Here is a 16122-nt window from a genome sequence, read left to right on the forward strand (position 1 = left end):
GTTGCCAGATCGTTTCCTCACCGGCCTGCGAGACGGCTCGCCCGATCACACCCGGTCGACGATCCCCGCCTTCCCCTCCGCGCGGGCGCAGTGCGCGCCGCAGTACCAGTTGCCCTCGACCTCGACCCCTTGGCCGATGATCTGGACCCGGCAGTGTTCGCAGATGGGCGCCATGCGGTGGATGGCGCAGGAGAAGCAGTCGAAGACGTGCACCGCGCCCTGCGCGTGCACCTCGAAGGACATGCCGTAATCGTTTCCGCAGACCTCACAACGTGCCATGCGCCACAGGGTGGGGCCGACGGCGGGCGAGGGCCGGGCGGCGCGCCCGGCCCGCCCGGGCCGTCACTCGTCTGCCGGGGTCACGTCCCGCAGCAGCTGGGTGTACGCGGCCTCGTCGACGACCGGCGTGCCGAAGGACTTCGCCTTGACGGTCTTGGAGGTCGCCGAGTCCGGGTCGTTGGTCACCAGGAGGCTGGTGACCCGGGAGACGCTGGTCGCCACGTGCAGTCCGGCCTCGACCGTGCGGTCCTCCAGGAGCTCGCGGTCGACGGAGGTGTCGCCGGAGAACGCCACCCGCATGCCCTGCTTGAGCGGTTTGTCCGTCTCGTACCGTCCCGGGTTCGGATACGGGCACGCCGGCCGCTTCCGCGAGGGCCGCCAGCTGTTCGCCCGGTAGGAGGACTGGTAGCCGACCCGCGGCTGGGCCGGGGCCGAGGCCCACTCGGTCAGCGGGCGGCACTCCAGGAGCGGCAGCCGCACGTTCCGCCCGGCGGCGGCGTGCAGGCTCGGCCGGAACGCCTCCGCGAGCACCCGGGCGTCGTCCAGCGCGTTGTGCGCCCGCTGCTGGACCACGCCGAAGTGCGCGGCGAGCGACTCCAGCTTGTGGTTGGGCAGCGGCAGCGCCAGCTCCTTGGAGAGCGCGATGGTGCACAGCCGCTGCCGCACCGGTGCGGTGCGCTCGGCCCGCGCGTACTCGCGGGCGATCATCTGCCAGTCGAACATCGCGTTGTGCGCGACGAGCACCCGCCCGTCGAGCCGCGCCGAGAACTCCTCGGCGATCTCCGGGAAGAGCGGCGCGTCCGCGAGCACGTCACTGGTCAGCCCGTGGATCCACACCGGCCCGGGGTCCCGCTCCGGATTGACGAGCGTGTACCAGTGGTCCTCGACGTCCCCCTGCGCGTCGAGCCGGTAGACGGCAGCGGAGACTATCCGGTCGTCGCGGGCGAGGCCGGTGGTCTCCACGTCGACGACCGCGTACCCCTGTGGGTAGGCGGCCGGCCACGTCGCTGCTGTCGTACGGTCGTCGAGCATGGTCACTGAGAATACGGGCCGCCAGTGACATCGCCGCTCCCGGTGCCCCCTCAGTGACCGGAACCGGTCATCGCGTTGACGGCTCCGGCCCGGTGTGCGTGCCCGTGCGCGCGCCGGTGGCCCCGCCCAGCAACCCCGCCACCAGCGCCCGTACCGCCGTCGTGAAGAGCCGTTCGGTGTCGACGGGGGCGGCCAGGGCGTGGGTCAGTGCCGGGTCCTCGGTGGTGGGGGTGTCGGGTGTCGGGGGCCACGGTTCGGGGTCCGCCGGGGTCTGGGCCGGGGAGCGTTCGCGGTTGCGTTCGACCAGGACGTGGCCGACGACCTGGAACTGGACCGCGTGCACCAGCTCGGCCGCGCGGGCGCCGCGCAGTCCGGCCGCGTGGGCCTCGTGGATCAGGGCGCGCTGGGCGGGCAGGAACATCTGCTCCGTCAGGCCGCGTTCGTGGACCATCGCCACCAGGTGGGGGCGGTCGCGGAGGGCGCGGCGCAGCAGCCGGGCCACCGAGACGATGCGCTCGGCGGGGTCCGCGCCGTGCGGGCGCAGGGTGCCGAGGTCGGCGACCGTGCGCTCGACGAGCGCGTCGAGCAGCGACTCCCGGTTGCCGACGTGCCAGTAGATCGAGGTCACCGCGGTGCCGAGCTCCGCGGCGAGCCTGCGCATGGTGAGGGCGGCCGGGCCGTGCTCCTTCACCAGGGCGGCGGCGGTGTCCAGTACCTGATCGCGGCTCAACGCGGTGCGTGCCATCGGATCCCCCAACTCCAGTGCGTGCACGGCTCTTTACCCTTCCGGGCCATCGGTGTAACTGTGTTACAGGCCGATACGTTCCCGAAAGGCGGTACGTCATGGCACGAGTACGGTACGGGGCGCGCACCGAGGCGGAGATCGCCGCGACCCGCGAGAAGAGCGCGGGGCTCCCCGACATCTGGTCCACCGGAGTGGTCGCCGTCTGGGAGACCGACCCCGACGTCGTGGCGGCCGTCCTGCCGCCCCCGCTCAAGCCCACCGCGCGCCCCCTGGTGCGCGTCAACATCAGCAAGGTCGACCTCCCCGGCTACCCCCTCGGCGCCGGATCGGTCGCCGTCGCCGCCGCCCACGGCGACCAGGAGGGCTGGTACCCCCTGGTCATGCCGATGACCCACGAGCGCGCCCTGACCGGCGGCCGCGAGGTCTTCGGCGAGCCGAAGAAGCTGGGCGAGGTCCTCGTCGACCGCGACGGACTCACCGTCCGGGCCTCGCTCGCCCGCCACGGCATCGCCTTCGTCGAGGTGCGCGGCGCCGTCTCCGGCGAGCTCCCGCTGCCCGAGCCGGCCCAGAAGACCGACTTCTACTTCAAGTTCCTGCCGGCCGTGGACGGCGCGGGCACCGGTTTCGACGCCGACCCCGTCCTCGTCCACTGCGTACGCAACGAGAAGGTGCGCCGCCTGGAGCGGATCACCGGCGACATCGTGCTGCGCGAGTCGATGTACGACCCGGTCGCCGACCTCCCGGTGCGCCGGCTCGTCGAGATCACCATCGGCGAGAAGACCACCGACCAGAAGGGGCGGGTCGTCGAACGGGTCAGCGCCCAGGCCCTGCTGCCCTACCTCCACCAGCGGTACGACGACCCGCAGCAGGCCCTCGACGCGCCGCCCGAGGGCTCCCTGGAAGGACGTGCCTGATGGAACTGCGACAGGGACAGGTCGCCGTCGTCACCGGCGCGGCCAGCGGCATCGGCCTCGCCATGGCCCGCCGCTTCGCCGCCGAGGGCCTCACCGTCGTCCTCGGCGACGTCGAGGAGGCCCCGCTGGCCAAGGCCGCCGAGGAGCTGATCGCGGACGGGGCGCAGATCCTCGCCCGTACCGTCGACGTCAGCGAACCCGACTCCGTACGGGCCTTCGCCGACGCCGCGTACGACACCTTCGGCGCCGTCCATGTGCTGTGCAACAACGCGGGCGTCGGCTCCGGCGCCGAGGGCCGCATGTGGGAGCACGAGCCCAACGACTGGAAGTGGGCCTTCGCCGTCAACGTGTGGGGCGTCTTCCACGGCATCCAGGCCTTCCTCCCGCGCATGCTCGCCTCCGGCGAGCCCGGCCACGTCGTGAACACCTCCTCGGGTGACGGCGGCATCGCCCCGCTGCCGACCGCCTCCGTCTACGCCGTCACCAAGTCCGCCGTCGTCACCATGACCGAGTCGCTCTACGCGCACCTGAAGGCGGAGGGCGCCTCCGTCGGCGCCTCGGTCCTCTTCCCCGGCCCGCACATGCTCCGCACCGGTCTGTGGGAGTCGCACCGCAACCGGCCCGACCGGTACGCGAAGCAGCGCCCCCGCCGGACTCCGTACCGCAGTCTCGACCAGTGGGAGTCGGCCATGAAGGAGGCCGGGCACGAGATCGCCTTCACCCCGGTCGAGGAGGTCGCCGAGCACGTCGTGGACGGCATCAGGGCCGACCGCTTCTGGATGCTGCCGGCGAGCGAGCACAGCGACCGGCAGATCAGGGCGCGCTCGCAGTCGATGCTCGACCGCGCCAACCCGTCGTACCTGGAGAGCTTCATCCTCGACTGAGAGGGCCTGGCCATGAGCCACGAGGACCCGTATCTGATCATCTCGTCCGACTGTCACGCCGGGCTCCCGACCGAGGAGTACCGGCCCTATCTCGACTCCCGCTTCCACCGCGCCTTCGACGACTTCCTCGACGGGCGCCAGGCCCGGCGCGAGGCCATGACCCGGCTCGGGGTGCGCAACGAGGCCTTCGCCGACAAGTGGTTCCGCGACAACGAGGAAGGGCTGAAGGGCGGCTGGGACACCGCCCAGCGGCTCAAGGAGCTCGACGGCGACGGGGTGGCCGCCGAGGTCGTCTTCCCCGACGCGGACGCCGTCGACAGCCAGACCGCCGCGCCCTTCGGCGTCGGCCTCGGGCTCTCCGGCGACCAGGACCCGGAGCTCGGCATGGCGGGCGCCAAGGCGCACAACCGCTGGCTCGCCGACTTCGTCTCCCGTAACCCCGAGCGGCACTGCGGGGTCGCCCTGCTGCCCGTCACCGCCGACCCGGCCGAGGTCGTCGCCGAGATCCACCGCGCCAAGGAGTCCGGGCTCGGCGCGCTGATGATCCCCTCCATGTGGGTGGACAAGGCGCCCTACCACGACCGGCGTTACGACCCGGTGTGGGCCGCCGCCGCGGAGACCGGGATGCCCGTGGTGACCCACTCGGGCGCGGCGCCGCGCGAGGAGTACGGGGACCACCTCGGGATCTTCGTCTCCGAGGTCACGTTCTGGCCGGCCCGGCCGCTGTGGTTCCTGCTCTGGTCCGGAGTCTTCGAGCGGCACCCGGGGCTGAAGTTCGGCGTCGCCGAGTCCGGCTGCTGGTGGCTGCCGAACCTGCTGTGGTTCATGGACCGGCTCTATCTGGGCGCGCACGGCGGAAAGAAACTCTCCCCCTTCGCCGAATTGAAGAGGCCGCCCAGCGAGTACCTGGACCGCCAGATGTTCATCTGCGCCACCAACACCAAGCGGCGCGAGCTCGCCCAGCGGTACGAGATCGGCGTCGACAACATCCTGTGGGGCTCCGACTTCCCGCACCCGGAGGGCACCTGGCCCGCCACGCGGTCGTGGCTGCGGAGCACCTTCCACGACATCCCGGTCACGGAGACCCGGCGGATGCTCGGGCTCGCCGCGGCGGAGGTCTTCGGATTCGACCTCCAGAAGCTGGATCCGATCGCCCGCCGCATCGGCCCCACCCCCGCCGACCTCGGCCAGCCCGCCGACCAGGGGCCCGTGGAGGCGTCCTGGGCGCGCTCCCGGGAGGTCGGCCGGCACTGGCTGACGGAGCACGACTTCCCGGTGCTCGGGGTGACGCCGTGACCCCCGACACCCCCGTGACCGCCGGGCCCGACCGCTACACGGTGATCTCCGCCGACTGCCACGCGGGCGCCGACCTCCTGGACTACAGGCCGTACCTGGAGAAGAAGCACCACGACGACTTCGACGCCTGGGCGGCGACCTACGTCAACCCGTACGAGGACCTGCTCGCCGACACCGCCGACCGCAACTGGAACTCGCGGCGCAGGCTGCGCGAACTGGAGGCGGACGGCATCGTCGCCGAGGTCGTCTTCCCCAACACCATCCCGCCGTTCTTCCCCAAGGCCTCCCTGATGGCCCAGCCGCCCACGCGCAGCGAGTACGAGCGGCGCTGGGCCGGCCTCCAGGCGCACAACCGCTGGCTCGCCGACTTCTGCGCGGACGCGCCGGGGCGGCGCGCGGGGGTGGCGCAGATCCTGCTCAACGACGTGGACGCGGCGGTCGCGGAGATCCGCCGCACCCGCGAGGCGGGGCTGACCGGGGGCATCCTGCTGCCCGGCGTCCCGCCCGGCTCGCCCGTACCGGAGCTGTACGCGGAGGCGTACGACCCGATCTGGGCGGTCTGCGCCGAGCTGGACGTCCCGGTCAACCACCACGGCGGCTCCGCCTCCCCGCCGCTGGGCGACGAGCCGGCCGCCCGGGCGGTGTTCATGGTGGAGACGACCTGGTTCTCGCACCGGGCCCTGTGGCACCTGATCTTCGGCGGGGCCTTCCGCCGCCACCCGGACCTGAAACTGGTCCTCACGGAACAGGGTTCGGGCTGGATCCCCGGCGTGCTGCGGATGCTGGACTACTACCACGACCGCCTGGTCGCGGCGTCGACGAAGGCCTCGACGGCCGAGTCGAAGTTCGGCGCGGGCCTGGCCGAGTCCATGGGCAGGGGCCCGAGCGAGGTGTGGCGGGACAACTGCTTCGTCGGCGCCAGTTTCATGCGCCCGCACGAGGTGCCGCTGCGCGACCGGATCGGCCTCGACAAGATCATGTGGGGCAGCGACTACCCGCACGACGAGGGCACCACCCCGTACTCCCGCGAAGGCCTGCGCATCGCGTACGCGGGGCTGCCGAGGGAGGAGGTCGCCGCGATGGCCGGCGGCAACGCGGCCCGTGTCTACGGCTTCGACCTCGGCCTCCTCGACTCCCTGGCCGCCGTCCACGGCCCGACCGTCGAGGAGATCGCCGAGCCGCTGAAGGAGGTCCCGGCGGGCGCCACCAGCCCGGCGTTCGCGCTGGGCGGGTCGGTCCGCGTCTGGTGAGCCGCCGGGTGCGACCCTCCTGACGTGACCGAAACCCCCGCACACGACGAGGCCCACGGCGGCGGCCTCGGCTCCCGTCTCAACTGGCTCCGGGCCGCCGTGCTCGGAGCCAACGACGGAGTCGTCTCCACCGCGGGCCTCGTCGTCGGCGTGGCGGGCGCCTCCGACTCCCAGTCCGCCCTGCTGACGGCAGGCCTCTCCGGGCTGCTCGCCGGCTCGATGTCGATGGCGGCGGGGGAGTACGTCTCCGTCTCCACCCAGCGCGACTCCGAGGTGGCCGCCCTCGCGCAGGAGCGCCGGGAACTGCACGAGGACCCGGAGGCCGAACTCGACGAACTCACCGGGCTCCTGACCGCCCGCGGCCTCTCCGGGGACGTCGCCCGCGAGGCCGCCGAGCAGCTCACCGCCCGTGACGCCCTGCGCGCCCACGCCCGCGTGGAGCTGGGCATCGACCCCGACGCCCTCACCAGCCCGTGGCACGCCGCGGTCGCCAGCTTCCTCGCCTTCACCGTCGGCGCCCTGCTCCCGCTCCTCGCCATCGTCCTGCCCCCGGAATCCACCCGCCTGTGGATCACGGTCCTGTCCGTCCTCGCCGCCCTCACCTTCACCGGCTGGTGGAGCGCCCGCCTCGGCGCCGCTCCGCCGGGCCGCGCGATCCTGCGCAACGTGGGCGGGGGAGCGCTGGCGATGGCGGTCACGTACGCGGCGGGGTCGCTGCTGGGGGCGACCGGGGTGTGACGGCGCGCGTCCCGGGCGAACCTGCCGCCTTGTGAGAACCGGCCAACCCCTGCTGACAAGTCGTCTCGCATACTTGTCGGTAACGTCATCTAGCCGTCCCCGCGCCCCCGCCCGTACCGTCGTCGGCATGTCCCACCAGCACCTCCGGCGCGCCCTCCTCCTCGCCTTCCTGCTCGCCGCCGCCGTCGACCTCGGCTCCCTCCTCGCGGGCGCGGAGCTCGGGCATCTGATCGCCAAGCCGCTCCTCATGCCGCTGCTCGCCGGGTACGCGGCCACCCGGGGCGCCCCCCGGCTGCTGGTCGCCGCGCTCCTCCTCGGGTGGGGCGGGGACGTCTTCCTGCTCTCCGACGCGGACGGGGCGTTCCTCGTCGGCATGGGGTCCTTCGCCGTCGGGCACGTCTGCTACCTGGTGCTCTTCGGGCGGCGCCGGACGAGCCTCGCGCTGGGGGCGGCCTACGGGGTCGCCCTCCTCGGGACGGTCCTGGCCCTGTGGCCCGACCTCCCCGCCGACCTGCGGATCCCCCTCGTCGGCTACTCGATGCTGCTCACCGCCATGGCCTACCGCTCCAGCTCCCTCGGGCTGCTCGCGGGCGCCGGAGGCGCGCTCTTCCTGCTCTCCGACACCCTCATCGCCACCGACATCGCGGGCTGGCCCCAACTGCCGGCCCCCGATTTCTGGGTCATGCTGACCTACATCGCGGCGCAGTTCCTGCTGACCGAGGGGACCCTGCGGGCAACGTACGGTGACCGTCGTACAAAAGCGCCGCGGGCAATGTACGGTGAACGTCGTACAAAAGCCTGAGCACAGCGAGGAACGTCCGCCATGCGCGCCACCACCATCCACGCCCCCTTCGACATGCGCGTGCAGGACGTGCCCGACCCCGTGATCCAGGACGCCGGCGACGTCGTCGTCCGCGTGGTCCGCGCCTGCATCTGCGGCAGCGACCTGTGGGCCTACCGCGGCGAGTCCGCCCGCCAGCCCGGCCAGCGCATCGGCCACGAGTTCCTCGGGATCGTCGAGGAGGCCGGCGCCGGCGTCCAGGGCTTCCGCAAGGGCGACCTCGTCGTCGCCCCCTTCGTCTGGTCCGACGGCAGCTGCGCCTACTGCGCCGAGGGCCTCCAGACCTCCTGCCCCAACGGCGGCTTCTGGGGCTCCGTCGGCTCCGACGGCGGCCAGGGCGAGGCCGTCCGGGTCCCCTTCGCCGACGGCACCCTCGTCAAGCTGCCCGCCGAGGCCGCCTCCGACGACCACCTGCTCACCGCCCTGCTCGCCCTCTCCGACGTCATGGGCACCGGCCACCACGCCGCCCTCGGCGCGGGCGTGACCAAGGGCTCCACCGTCGCCGTCGTCGGTGACGGCGCCGTCGGCCTGTGCGGCGTCCTCGCCGCCAAGCGGCTCGGCGCCGAGCGGATCATCGCGCTCGGCCGCCACACCGCCCGCACCGACATCGCCCGCGCCTTCGGCGCCACCGACGTCGTCGCCGAGCGCGGCGAGGCCGCCGAGGCCGCCGTCCGCGAGCTCACCGGCGGCCAGGGCGCCCACGCCGTCATCGAGGCCGTCGGCACCGAGCAGTCCATGCGCACCGCCGTCGCCATCACCCGCGACGGCGGCTCCATCGGCTACGTCGGCGTCCCGCACGGCAGCGGCACCGGCCTCGACCTGTCCGTCATGTTCGACCGCAACATCGCCCTGCGCGGCGGCGTCGCCCCCGTCCGCGCCTACATCCCCGAGCTGCTCCCGGACATCCTGGACGGCACCATCGACCCGTCCCCGGTCTTCGACCTGACCGTCGGCCTGGACGGCGTCCCCGACGGCTACAAGGCCATGGACGAGCGCACCGCGCTCAAGGTCCTCGTCAGGCCGTGAGCCAGGCGGGCTCGTCCCCGCCCTGGAGGCCCGGCGGCCGCGACCAGCCCGCCGGGCCGCCCTCGTACGCCACCGGCGACAGCGCGTGCCGCAGCAGCCCCAGCGGCCCCGCCGTCTCCGTGACGTACCGCTCCTGGTCGTACCGGGGCAGGGTGCCCGTCAGCCAGTGCCCGGTCTGGGCCAGCGAGAGGCGTACGAGGCGGGTGCCGCCCTCGCGGTCCTGCTCGGTCAGCGAGCGCAGCACCGCCGCCGCGAGCAGATAGCCCGTGCCGTGGTCCAGGGCCTGCGCGGGCAGCGCGCCCGGCTCCGCCGCCGAGCCCTCCACGGCCGCGATGCCCGTCGCCACCTGCACCAGGCTGTCGAAGCCGCGCCGCCCGGCCCACGGCCCGTAGTCGCCCCACGCGGAGAGGCGGGCCACCACAAGGCCGGGGCGGTGCAGGTCGAAGCGGTCCAGGGCGCCCGGCCGGTACCCGGTCACCAGCACGTCCGCCGCGTCGAGCAGCTCGCCGAAGGTGCGCCGGTCCGACGGGCGCTCCAGGTCGAGCGCGGCCGTCCGCTTCCCGATGTCGGTGTCCGCGTGCTGGTCCGGCAGCTCCGGATTGCCCGGCGGGTCGATCCGCAGCACGTCCGCGCCGAGCAGGGCGAGCGTCCGGGTGGCGACCGGGCCCGCCAGGACCCGGGTCAGGTCCAGCACCCGCAGCGGGCCCGAACGCGCCCTGGGCGCCGCCTCGTCGAGCCGCTCCCGGGTCAGCGGCGGCCGGGCCGCCACCTCACGGCCCTGCTCGCTCGCCGCCCACTCCTCGGGCGTGCGCAGGGCGACGGCGAGGCCCCCGGCCCCGTACACGAGCGTCTCGGTCTCCACCGCCGTCCGCCCGCCGATCGCCGCCGCGACCGCCTCCACCGAGTCGGCGACACCGAGCGCGGCGAGCAACGCGGCCTTGTGGTGCGGGTAGTTGGCGTGGGTACGCACCCAGCCGTCGGCCGCCCGCCAGAAGCGCGACAGGGGCGCGAAGCTGACCGGCGCCCGCCCGTCCACCCGCAGCTGCCGCTCGCTCGTGAACGCGGTGGCCACCGCCCCGTCGTCCACCCGGACCGCGCCCGGTGCCCCGGCGCGCTCGACGGCGGCCAGCGAGCAGACCGCGACCGTCGCCCGCGCCAGGTCCATCACCGGCAGCCGGGCCGGCAGCAGCCCCGAGGGTCCGCCGTACGTCACCCGGCCGAGCAGGGCGGGATCGCCGCCCAGGGCCGCCCACAACAACTCCGTACCGCCGCGCACCGTGTCGTCCATGCCCGCATGATGGCACTCGGTGCCACATGAAGAGGCCCTGGTGTGGCGCACCACACCAGGGCCTGATCACCGATCAGCACATGTGCTTAGCGACGGACCGCCGCCAGCGCGTCGACGATGCCCGCGCCGTAGAAGCCGTTCTTGTTCTTGCCGCCCTCGCACACCGCGTCGACCTTGCCGTCGGCGTCGATGTCGTACGGGTTGGTGCACGCCTGCTCGTTGGCCTGCTTGTACAGCAGCGCCTTCAGGGCCGCCGGCGAGGCGTGCGGGTGGGTCGACTTCAGCAGCGCGAGGACGCCCGCCACGTGCGGCGAGGCCATCGAGGTGCCGGCCTTGTAGTTGTAGCCGCCGTTGACCGTGGTCGACAGGATGCGGCCGTTGACCGCCGGGGCGTCCGGGGTCTGGTACTCGGTGCGGTCGCCGCCGGGCGCCGCCACGTCGATGACGCCGAGACCGTAGTTGGAGTACGAGGACTTCAGGCCCTTGGCGCCGGTCGCGGAGACCGTCACCACGCCCGGCAGCTGCGCCGGGTAGTCGAAGCACTCCTTCGGGTCGATGACCCGGTCGCCCGGAGTGGTGTCGTTCGGGCTGCTGTTGTCGACGATCGAGTCGGCCGCGAGGTCGAACTTCGAGTTGCCGGCCGCCGCCACGTTGACCGTGCCCTTGCGCTCCGCGTAGCGGGTCGCGCGGGTGACCGCCTCGATGAGGGCCTTCTGGTCCTCGTCGTTCTTGCAGGCGAACATCCACGGGTCGGTGTAGTAGCTGTTGTTCGTGATGTCGATGCCGTTCTCGGCCGCCCACACGAAGCCGCAGACCACGGCCTCGGTGTAGAAGAAGCCGTCGGGCGTCGACACCTTGATGCCGGCCAGCTTCACGCCGGGCGCGACACCGGTGACGCCGATGCCGTTCTTGGCGGCGCCGATCGTGCCCGCGACGTGCGTGCCGTGGTCGGACTCGCCCGGGTTGGGACGCCACGAGCCGGGGGTCGTGTCGGCCTTGCCGCTCACGCAGTTGGCGGAGGCGGCCGCGTCGAAGTTCGGCGCCAGGTCCGGGTGGGTGTCGTCCACACCGGTGTCGATGATGCCGACGGTGACGCGCTTGCTGCCGAGCGTCTTCTGGTGGGCCTTGTCCGCCTTGATCGCGGGCAGGTCCCACTGCAGGGGCTCCAGCGGGTCCTGCTCGTCCGTGGCCGCGGCCGTGGCGGCCTTGACCTCGGCCGGGGTGAGCGCCTGGTCGCCCTCGCCGACGGAGTCGTCGGCGGCGGCCTTCAGCGGCGCCGTACGGGTCGCGCCGGCCGACACCACGCCACGCACCTGGCGGATCGACTGGGCGAACTCCGGGTTCTTGGAGTGGACGACTATCACGCCTATCTGGTCGTAGGACACGACCACTTCACCGCCGGCGGCGGCGATCGCCTTCTTCACCGAGGCGGCCGTCCAGCGGCCCCCCTCGACGTTGACGACGTACGAGAGCTGCGGGCCGTCGGTGGACACGGCGGCCGTGACGTCGCTCAGCTCCGCGGCGGAGGCGGCGCCGGAGGGCAGGAAGCCGAGCGAGGCCGTGAGCGCGAGACCAACCGGCAGAGCGAGTACTCGGCCGCGCCTCGATCCCAGATGAGCCATGGGTTCTCCACATCATCCGTCTGTACTGCCCGCACGCCGATTGCATGCGAACAGGTGCATGACGAGTGAAGCTATCGCCGATCTTCCCCACGATTCAATGAGTTGAGAAGACTTCATGAAGATCGGGCAAAAAAATCCACCCCGGTGAACCGCTTCGCCGTGCCCTCCGTGCCGTTGAGCAGGGGAGGGGCCCCGTCCGGAAGCCCCCGCTCCGCACCGCAGTGAGGCCCTCCCTTGTCCATGCCGTCCGCCCCCGCGTCACGAGGAGATTCCGTGGCTACCGAAGCACCGCCGCCACCGAGCGGAACGGAGACCGACACCGGTCCCGCCCAGCCCACCACGGAGCAGTTCATCGAGGTCCAGGAGGGCGAGGAGTTCGGTGAACTGCGCCGCACCTACCGGTCGTTCGCCTTCCCCCTGACGGTCGCCTTCATCGCCTGGTACCTGCTGTACGTCGTGCTGTGCAACTACGCGGGCGACTTCATGGGCACCAAGCTGTTCGGCAACGTCAACGTGGCCCTCGTCCTCGGCCTCGGCCAGTTCGCCACCACCTTCCTCATCGCCTGGCTCTACTCGCGGCACGCGGCGAACCGCCTCGACCCGAAGGCCGAGGCCATCAAGGCGCGCATGGAGGCCGACGCATGAGCACCCCCGACACCACCCTCCTGCTCGCCGCGGGCAGCGGCGCGAGCGAGCACCGCCCGCTGATCATCGGGCTCTTCGCCGCCTTCGTGGTCGCCACCCTCGTCATCACGATCTGGGCCGGCCGCCAGACCCGCAGCGCCGCCGACTTCTACGCCGGCGGACGCCAGTTCACCGGCTTCCAGAACGGCCTCGCGATCTCCGGCGACTACATGTCCGCCGCGTCCTTCCTCGGCATCGCCGGAGCCATCGCCCTCTTCGGCTACGACGGCTTCCTCTACTCGATCGGCTTCCTCGTCGCCTGGCTCGTCGCCCTGCTCCTGGTCGCCGAACCGCTGCGCAACTCCGGCCGCTTCACCATGGGCGACGTCCTCGCCTACCGGATGCGCCAGCGCCCCGTCCGTACCGCGGCGGGCACCTCCACCATCGTCGTCTCGATCTTCTACCTGCTCGCCCAGATGGCCGGCGCGGGCGTCCTCGTCTCGCTGCTGCTCGGCATCACCAGCGACGGCGGCAAGGTCGCGATCGTCGCCCTCGTCGGCGTCCTGATGATCGTGTACGTGACGATCGGCGGCATGAAGGGCACCACCTGGGTGCAGATGGTCAAGGCCGTCCTGCTCATCGCGGGCACGCTCCTGATCACCTTCCTCATCCTGCTGAAGTTCCACTTCAACATCTCCGAGCTGCTCGGCGCCGCCGCCACCAACAGCGGCAAGGGCGAGGCCTTCCTCAAGCCCGGCCTCAAGTACGGCGCCACCGGCACCTCGAAGCTGGACTTCCTCTCGCTCGGCATCGCCCTCGTCCTCGGCACGGCCGGCCTGCCGCACATCCTCATCCGCTTCTACACGGTGCCCACCGCCAAGGCCGCCCGTAAGTCGGTCAACTGGGCCATCGGCATCATCGGCGCCTTCTACCTGATGACGATCGTGCTCGGCTTCGGCGCCGCCGCCCTGCTCAAGAACAGCGACATCATCGCCTCCAACAAGGCGGGCAACACCGCCGCCCCGCTCGCCGCCCTGGAGATCGGCGGCGGCGCCGGATCGACGGGCGGCGCGATCCTGCTCGCCGTCATCTCCGCCGTCGCCTTCGCGACCATCCTCGCCGTCGTCGCGGGCCTCACCCTCGCCTCGTCCTCGTCGTTCGCGCACGACATCTACGCCAACGTCATCCGCCGCGGCCAGGCCACCGAGAAGGAGGAGGTACGGGCCGCCCGCTGGGCCACCGTCCTCATCGGCGTCGTCTCGATCGCCCTCGGCGCCCTCGCCCGCGACCTCAACGTCGCGGGACTCGTCGCCCTCGCCTTCGCCGTCGCCGCCTCCGCCAACCTGCCGACGATCCTCTACAGCCTCTTCTGGAAGCGCTTCACCACCAAGGGAGCGCTCTGGTCGATCTACGGCGGACTGGTCTCCGCGGTCGTCCTGGTGCTGTTCTCGCCGGTCGTCTCCGGCAAGCCCACCTCGATGTTCAAGACCGTGGACTTCTACTGGTTCCCGCTGGAGAACCCCGGCCTCGTCTCCATCCCGCTCGGCTTCCTGCTCGGCTGGCTCGGCTCGATCCTCTCCAAGGAGGAGCCGGACAAGGGCAAGTACGCGGAACTGGAGGTCAAGTCCCTCACCGGCATCGGAGCGCACTGATCCGGATACCGTCCGCCACCATCCGCCGGCCGCGTCGTAGAGTTCTACGACGCGGCCGGTCCGGTCCTCGTGACAATCGGGCCGTGCCCGGTGTCGGAGCGGTCACGTAGGCTCGAACGAGAAGCCACCGGAAGCTCCGGCGGAAGAAAAAAGGGGAGGGGGGCCCAGTGCTCATCGACACCTACGGGCGGGTCGCCACCGATCTGCGTGTCTCCCTGACCGACCGGTGCAACCTGCGCTGCACCTACTGCATGCCGGAAGAGGGCCTGCAGTGGCTGGCCAAGCCCGATCTGCTCACCGACGACGAGATCGTCCGGCTGATCCGGATCGCCGTCACCGACCTGGGCGTCACCGAGGTCCGCTTCACCGGCGGCGAGCCGCTGCTCCGCCCCGGCCTCGTCGGCATCGTCGAGCGCTGCGCCGCCCTGGAGCCCCGCCCCCGGATGTCGCTCACCACCAACGGCATCGGCCTCAAGCGCACGGCCGCCGCCCTGAAGACGGCCGGCCTCGACCGGGTCAACGTCTCCCTCGACACCCTGCGCCCCGAGGTCTTCAAGACCCTCACCCGCCGCGACCGGCACCACGACGTCCTCGACGGCATGGCCGCCGCCCGCGACGCGGGCCTCACCCCGGTCAAGGTCAACGCGGTCCTGATGCCGGGACTCAACGACGACGAGGCCCCCGACCTGCTCGCCTGGGCGATGGCCGAGGGCTACGAGCTCCGCTTCATCGAGCAGATGCCCCTCGACGCCCAGCACGGCTGGAAGCGCGACGGCATGATCACCGCCGGGGACATCCTGGAGTCGCTGCGCACCCGCTTCGAGCTCACCGCCGAGGGCGAGGGCGAGCGCGGTTCGGCGCCTGCCGAGCGCTGGACCGTCGACGGCGGCCCGCACACGGTCGGCGTGATCGCCTCCGTCACCCGCCCGTTCTGCCGGGCCTGCGACCGCACCCGGCTCACCGCCGACGGCCAGGTGCGGACCTGTCTGTTCGCCACCGAGGAGACCGACCTGCGCGCGGCGCTCCGCTCGGACGTGCCGGACGCCGTGGTCGCCGAGATATGGCGGAAGGCGATGTGGGGCAAGAAGGCCGGCTCGGGCCTCGACGACCCCAGCTTCCTCCAGCCGGACCGCCCGATGTCAGCGATCGGCGGCTGACTCCCCGTCCCAGTCGGCGAAGGCGACGACGTCCTTCAGGAAACCCCGTACGCCCAGGAACTGGGAGAGGTGCTCGCGGTGCTCCTCGCACGCGAGCCACGTCTTGCGCCGCTCCGGCGTGTGCAGCTTGGGGTTGTTCCAGGCCAGCACCCAGACGGCATCGGCCCGGCAGCCCTTGGCGGAACAGATCGGCTTCTCTTCGCTCACTGGACCATTGATCACAGAACCATTGTCCAGCAAGGGCGATGCCGAGCAGCCACGGGGGGAGCTGCCCGGCATCGGTCCGTCGCTCCGACGGGGGATGCGGAGCGCGTAGGCAGTATGTCACGGCCCATGGGGTGAGGTGCACCGGAACTTCATGATTGATCTGAGCACTTCTCGCGCCCCGGAATCACGCTGTGTGATCGTCTCCGGCGTCCCGGCGTTCCGCATCGGCTTCCAGTGAGGGCCGCACCGGATGCGGGATGAAGGTGGAGGGAAGGGACGGCGGGGTCTCGCGTCCGGCGTTGGCGATCACCACGGCGATATAGGGGAGCAGGGCCCCGATCACCAGCGCCACGACGGCCACGTACCGCTCCACGTTCCACAGTGAGGCCGCGGCGATCACCGAGAGCGTGCGGATCGACATCGAGATGACGTACCGCCGCTGCCGGCCGCGGACGTCCTCGGCGAGGCCCTGCCGGGCGCCGGTGATCCGGAAGACCTCGGTTCCGCCATGCTTCCGCATCACATTCCACCACCCACGAGCCGTGCCGGACTCTCCCCGGTCCGTAC

At 72.1% G+C, this 16122-nt stretch carries 17 protein-coding genes; 10 read left to right on the forward strand and 7 right to left on the reverse strand.

Annotation, left to right across the window (positions count from 1 at the left end; all coding sequences use genetic code 11):
• Positions 1-45: 45 nt before the first annotated feature.
• The 3 genes from ABTZ54_RS20205 to ABTZ54_RS20215 all read right to left on the reverse strand — a co-directional run bounded on the left by ABTZ54_RS20205 (position 46) and on the right by ABTZ54_RS20215 (position 2056).
• Entirely contained in the window at positions 46-279 is a 234-nt protein-coding gene (locus ABTZ54_RS20205; RefSeq protein ID WP_351664993.1) for a metallothionein, read from the reverse strand.
• A gap of 63 nt (positions 280-342) precedes the next feature.
• Complete coding sequence (locus tag ABTZ54_RS20210; RefSeq protein WP_351664995.1) at positions 343-1317, reverse strand: DEDDh family exonuclease; 975 nt, start codon at positions 1315-1317, stop codon at positions 343-345.
• Between the two features lie 61 nt (positions 1318-1378).
• Positions 1379-2056: a TetR/AcrR family transcriptional regulator gene (locus ABTZ54_RS20215; protein ID WP_351664997.1), complete on the reverse strand. Its 678-nt coding sequence runs from the start codon at positions 2054-2056 to the stop codon at positions 1379-1381.
• A 98-nt stretch (positions 2057-2154) separates the two neighbouring features.
• Here ABTZ54_RS20215 and ABTZ54_RS20220 point away from each other — a divergent pair, with 98 nt between their 5' ends.
• From ABTZ54_RS20220 to ABTZ54_RS20250, 7 genes are all read left to right on the forward strand, one after another.
• Complete coding sequence (locus tag ABTZ54_RS20220; RefSeq protein WP_351664999.1) at positions 2155-2970, forward strand: acetoacetate decarboxylase family protein; 816 nt, start codon at positions 2155-2157, stop codon at positions 2968-2970.
• A complete protein-coding gene (locus ABTZ54_RS20225; protein WP_351665001.1) occupies positions 2970-3854 on the forward strand; it encodes an SDR family NAD(P)-dependent oxidoreductase in 885 nt (294 codons plus the stop codon). The genes ABTZ54_RS20220 and ABTZ54_RS20225 overlap by 1 nt, the downstream gene beginning before the upstream one ends.
• Positions 3855-3866: 12 nt before the next feature.
• Positions 3867-5150, forward strand: a complete 1284-nt coding sequence (locus ABTZ54_RS20230) for an amidohydrolase family protein (RefSeq protein ID WP_351665003.1) — start codon at positions 3867-3869, stop codon at positions 5148-5150.
• A complete protein-coding gene (locus tag ABTZ54_RS20235; RefSeq protein ID WP_351665005.1) occupies positions 5147-6400 on the forward strand; it encodes an amidohydrolase family protein in 1254 nt (417 codons plus the stop codon). Before ABTZ54_RS20230 ends, ABTZ54_RS20235 begins: the two co-directional genes overlap by 4 nt.
• Positions 6401-6424: 24 nt before the next feature.
• On the forward strand, positions 6425-7138 hold the full coding sequence (locus ABTZ54_RS20240; RefSeq protein WP_351665007.1) for a VIT1/CCC1 transporter family protein: 714 nt from the start codon (positions 6425-6427) through the stop codon (positions 7136-7138).
• A 127-nt stretch (positions 7139-7265) separates the two neighbouring features.
• Positions 7266-7940 carry a lysoplasmalogenase gene (locus ABTZ54_RS20245; RefSeq protein ID WP_351665009.1) on the forward strand — a complete coding sequence of 225 codons (675 nt, stop codon included), beginning with the start codon at positions 7266-7268 and terminating at the stop codon, positions 7938-7940.
• A 21-nt stretch (positions 7941-7961) separates the two neighbouring features.
• Positions 7962-9005, forward strand: coding sequence for a zinc-dependent alcohol dehydrogenase family protein (locus ABTZ54_RS20250; RefSeq protein WP_351665011.1), 1044 nt, complete (start codon positions 7962-7964; stop codon positions 9003-9005).
• Here ABTZ54_RS20250 and ABTZ54_RS20255 read toward each other — a convergent pair.
• Both ABTZ54_RS20255 and ABTZ54_RS20260 read right to left on the reverse strand, forming a co-directional pair.
• Positions 8995-10293, reverse strand: a complete 1299-nt coding sequence (locus tag ABTZ54_RS20255) for a CoA transferase (protein WP_351665013.1) — start codon at positions 10291-10293, stop codon at positions 8995-8997. The genes ABTZ54_RS20250 and ABTZ54_RS20255 overlap by 11 nt on opposite strands.
• An 86-nt stretch (positions 10294-10379) precedes the next feature.
• The gene (locus tag ABTZ54_RS20260; RefSeq protein ID WP_351665015.1) at positions 10380-11915 is read right to left on the reverse strand and encodes a S8 family peptidase; all 1536 of its coding nucleotides are present in this window, start codon (positions 11913-11915) and stop codon (positions 10380-10382) included.
• Positions 11916-12188: 273 nt separating this feature from the next.
• On the opposite strand from ABTZ54_RS20260, the gene ABTZ54_RS20265 reads away from it, so the two are divergent.
• The 3 genes from ABTZ54_RS20265 to moaA all read left to right on the forward strand — a co-directional run bounded on the left by ABTZ54_RS20265 (position 12189) and on the right by moaA (position 15348).
• Entirely contained in the window at positions 12189-12560 is a 372-nt protein-coding gene (locus ABTZ54_RS20265; RefSeq protein ID WP_351665017.1) for a DUF485 domain-containing protein, read from the forward strand.
• Positions 12557-14191 (forward strand): monocarboxylic acid transporter, encoded by a 1635-nt coding sequence (locus tag ABTZ54_RS20270; RefSeq protein ID WP_351665019.1) that lies wholly within the window; start codon positions 12557-12559, stop codon positions 14189-14191. Before ABTZ54_RS20265 ends, ABTZ54_RS20270 begins: the two co-directional genes overlap by 4 nt.
• A 167-nt stretch (positions 14192-14358) precedes the next feature.
• On the forward strand, positions 14359-15348 hold the full coding sequence (moaA, locus tag ABTZ54_RS20275) for a GTP 3',8-cyclase MoaA (RefSeq protein ID WP_351665021.1): 990 nt from the start codon (positions 14359-14361) through the stop codon (positions 15346-15348).
• On the opposite strand, the gene ABTZ54_RS20280 is transcribed toward moaA, so the two are convergent.
• Positions 15331-15555, reverse strand: coding sequence for a hypothetical protein (locus ABTZ54_RS20280; protein ID WP_351665022.1), 225 nt, complete (start codon positions 15553-15555; stop codon positions 15331-15333). The genes moaA and ABTZ54_RS20280 overlap by 18 nt on opposite strands.
• Positions 15556-15739: 184 nt before the next feature.
• The gene (locus ABTZ54_RS20285; RefSeq protein ID WP_351665024.1) at positions 15740-16075 is read right to left on the reverse strand and encodes a DUF3099 domain-containing protein; all 336 of its coding nucleotides are present in this window, start codon (positions 16073-16075) and stop codon (positions 15740-15742) included.
• Positions 16076-16122: the final 47 nt, after the last annotated feature.

The organism is Streptomyces sp. NPDC094032 (assembly GCF_040303965.1).
Lineage (GTDB): Bacteria > Actinomycetota > Actinomycetes > Streptomycetales > Streptomycetaceae > Streptomyces.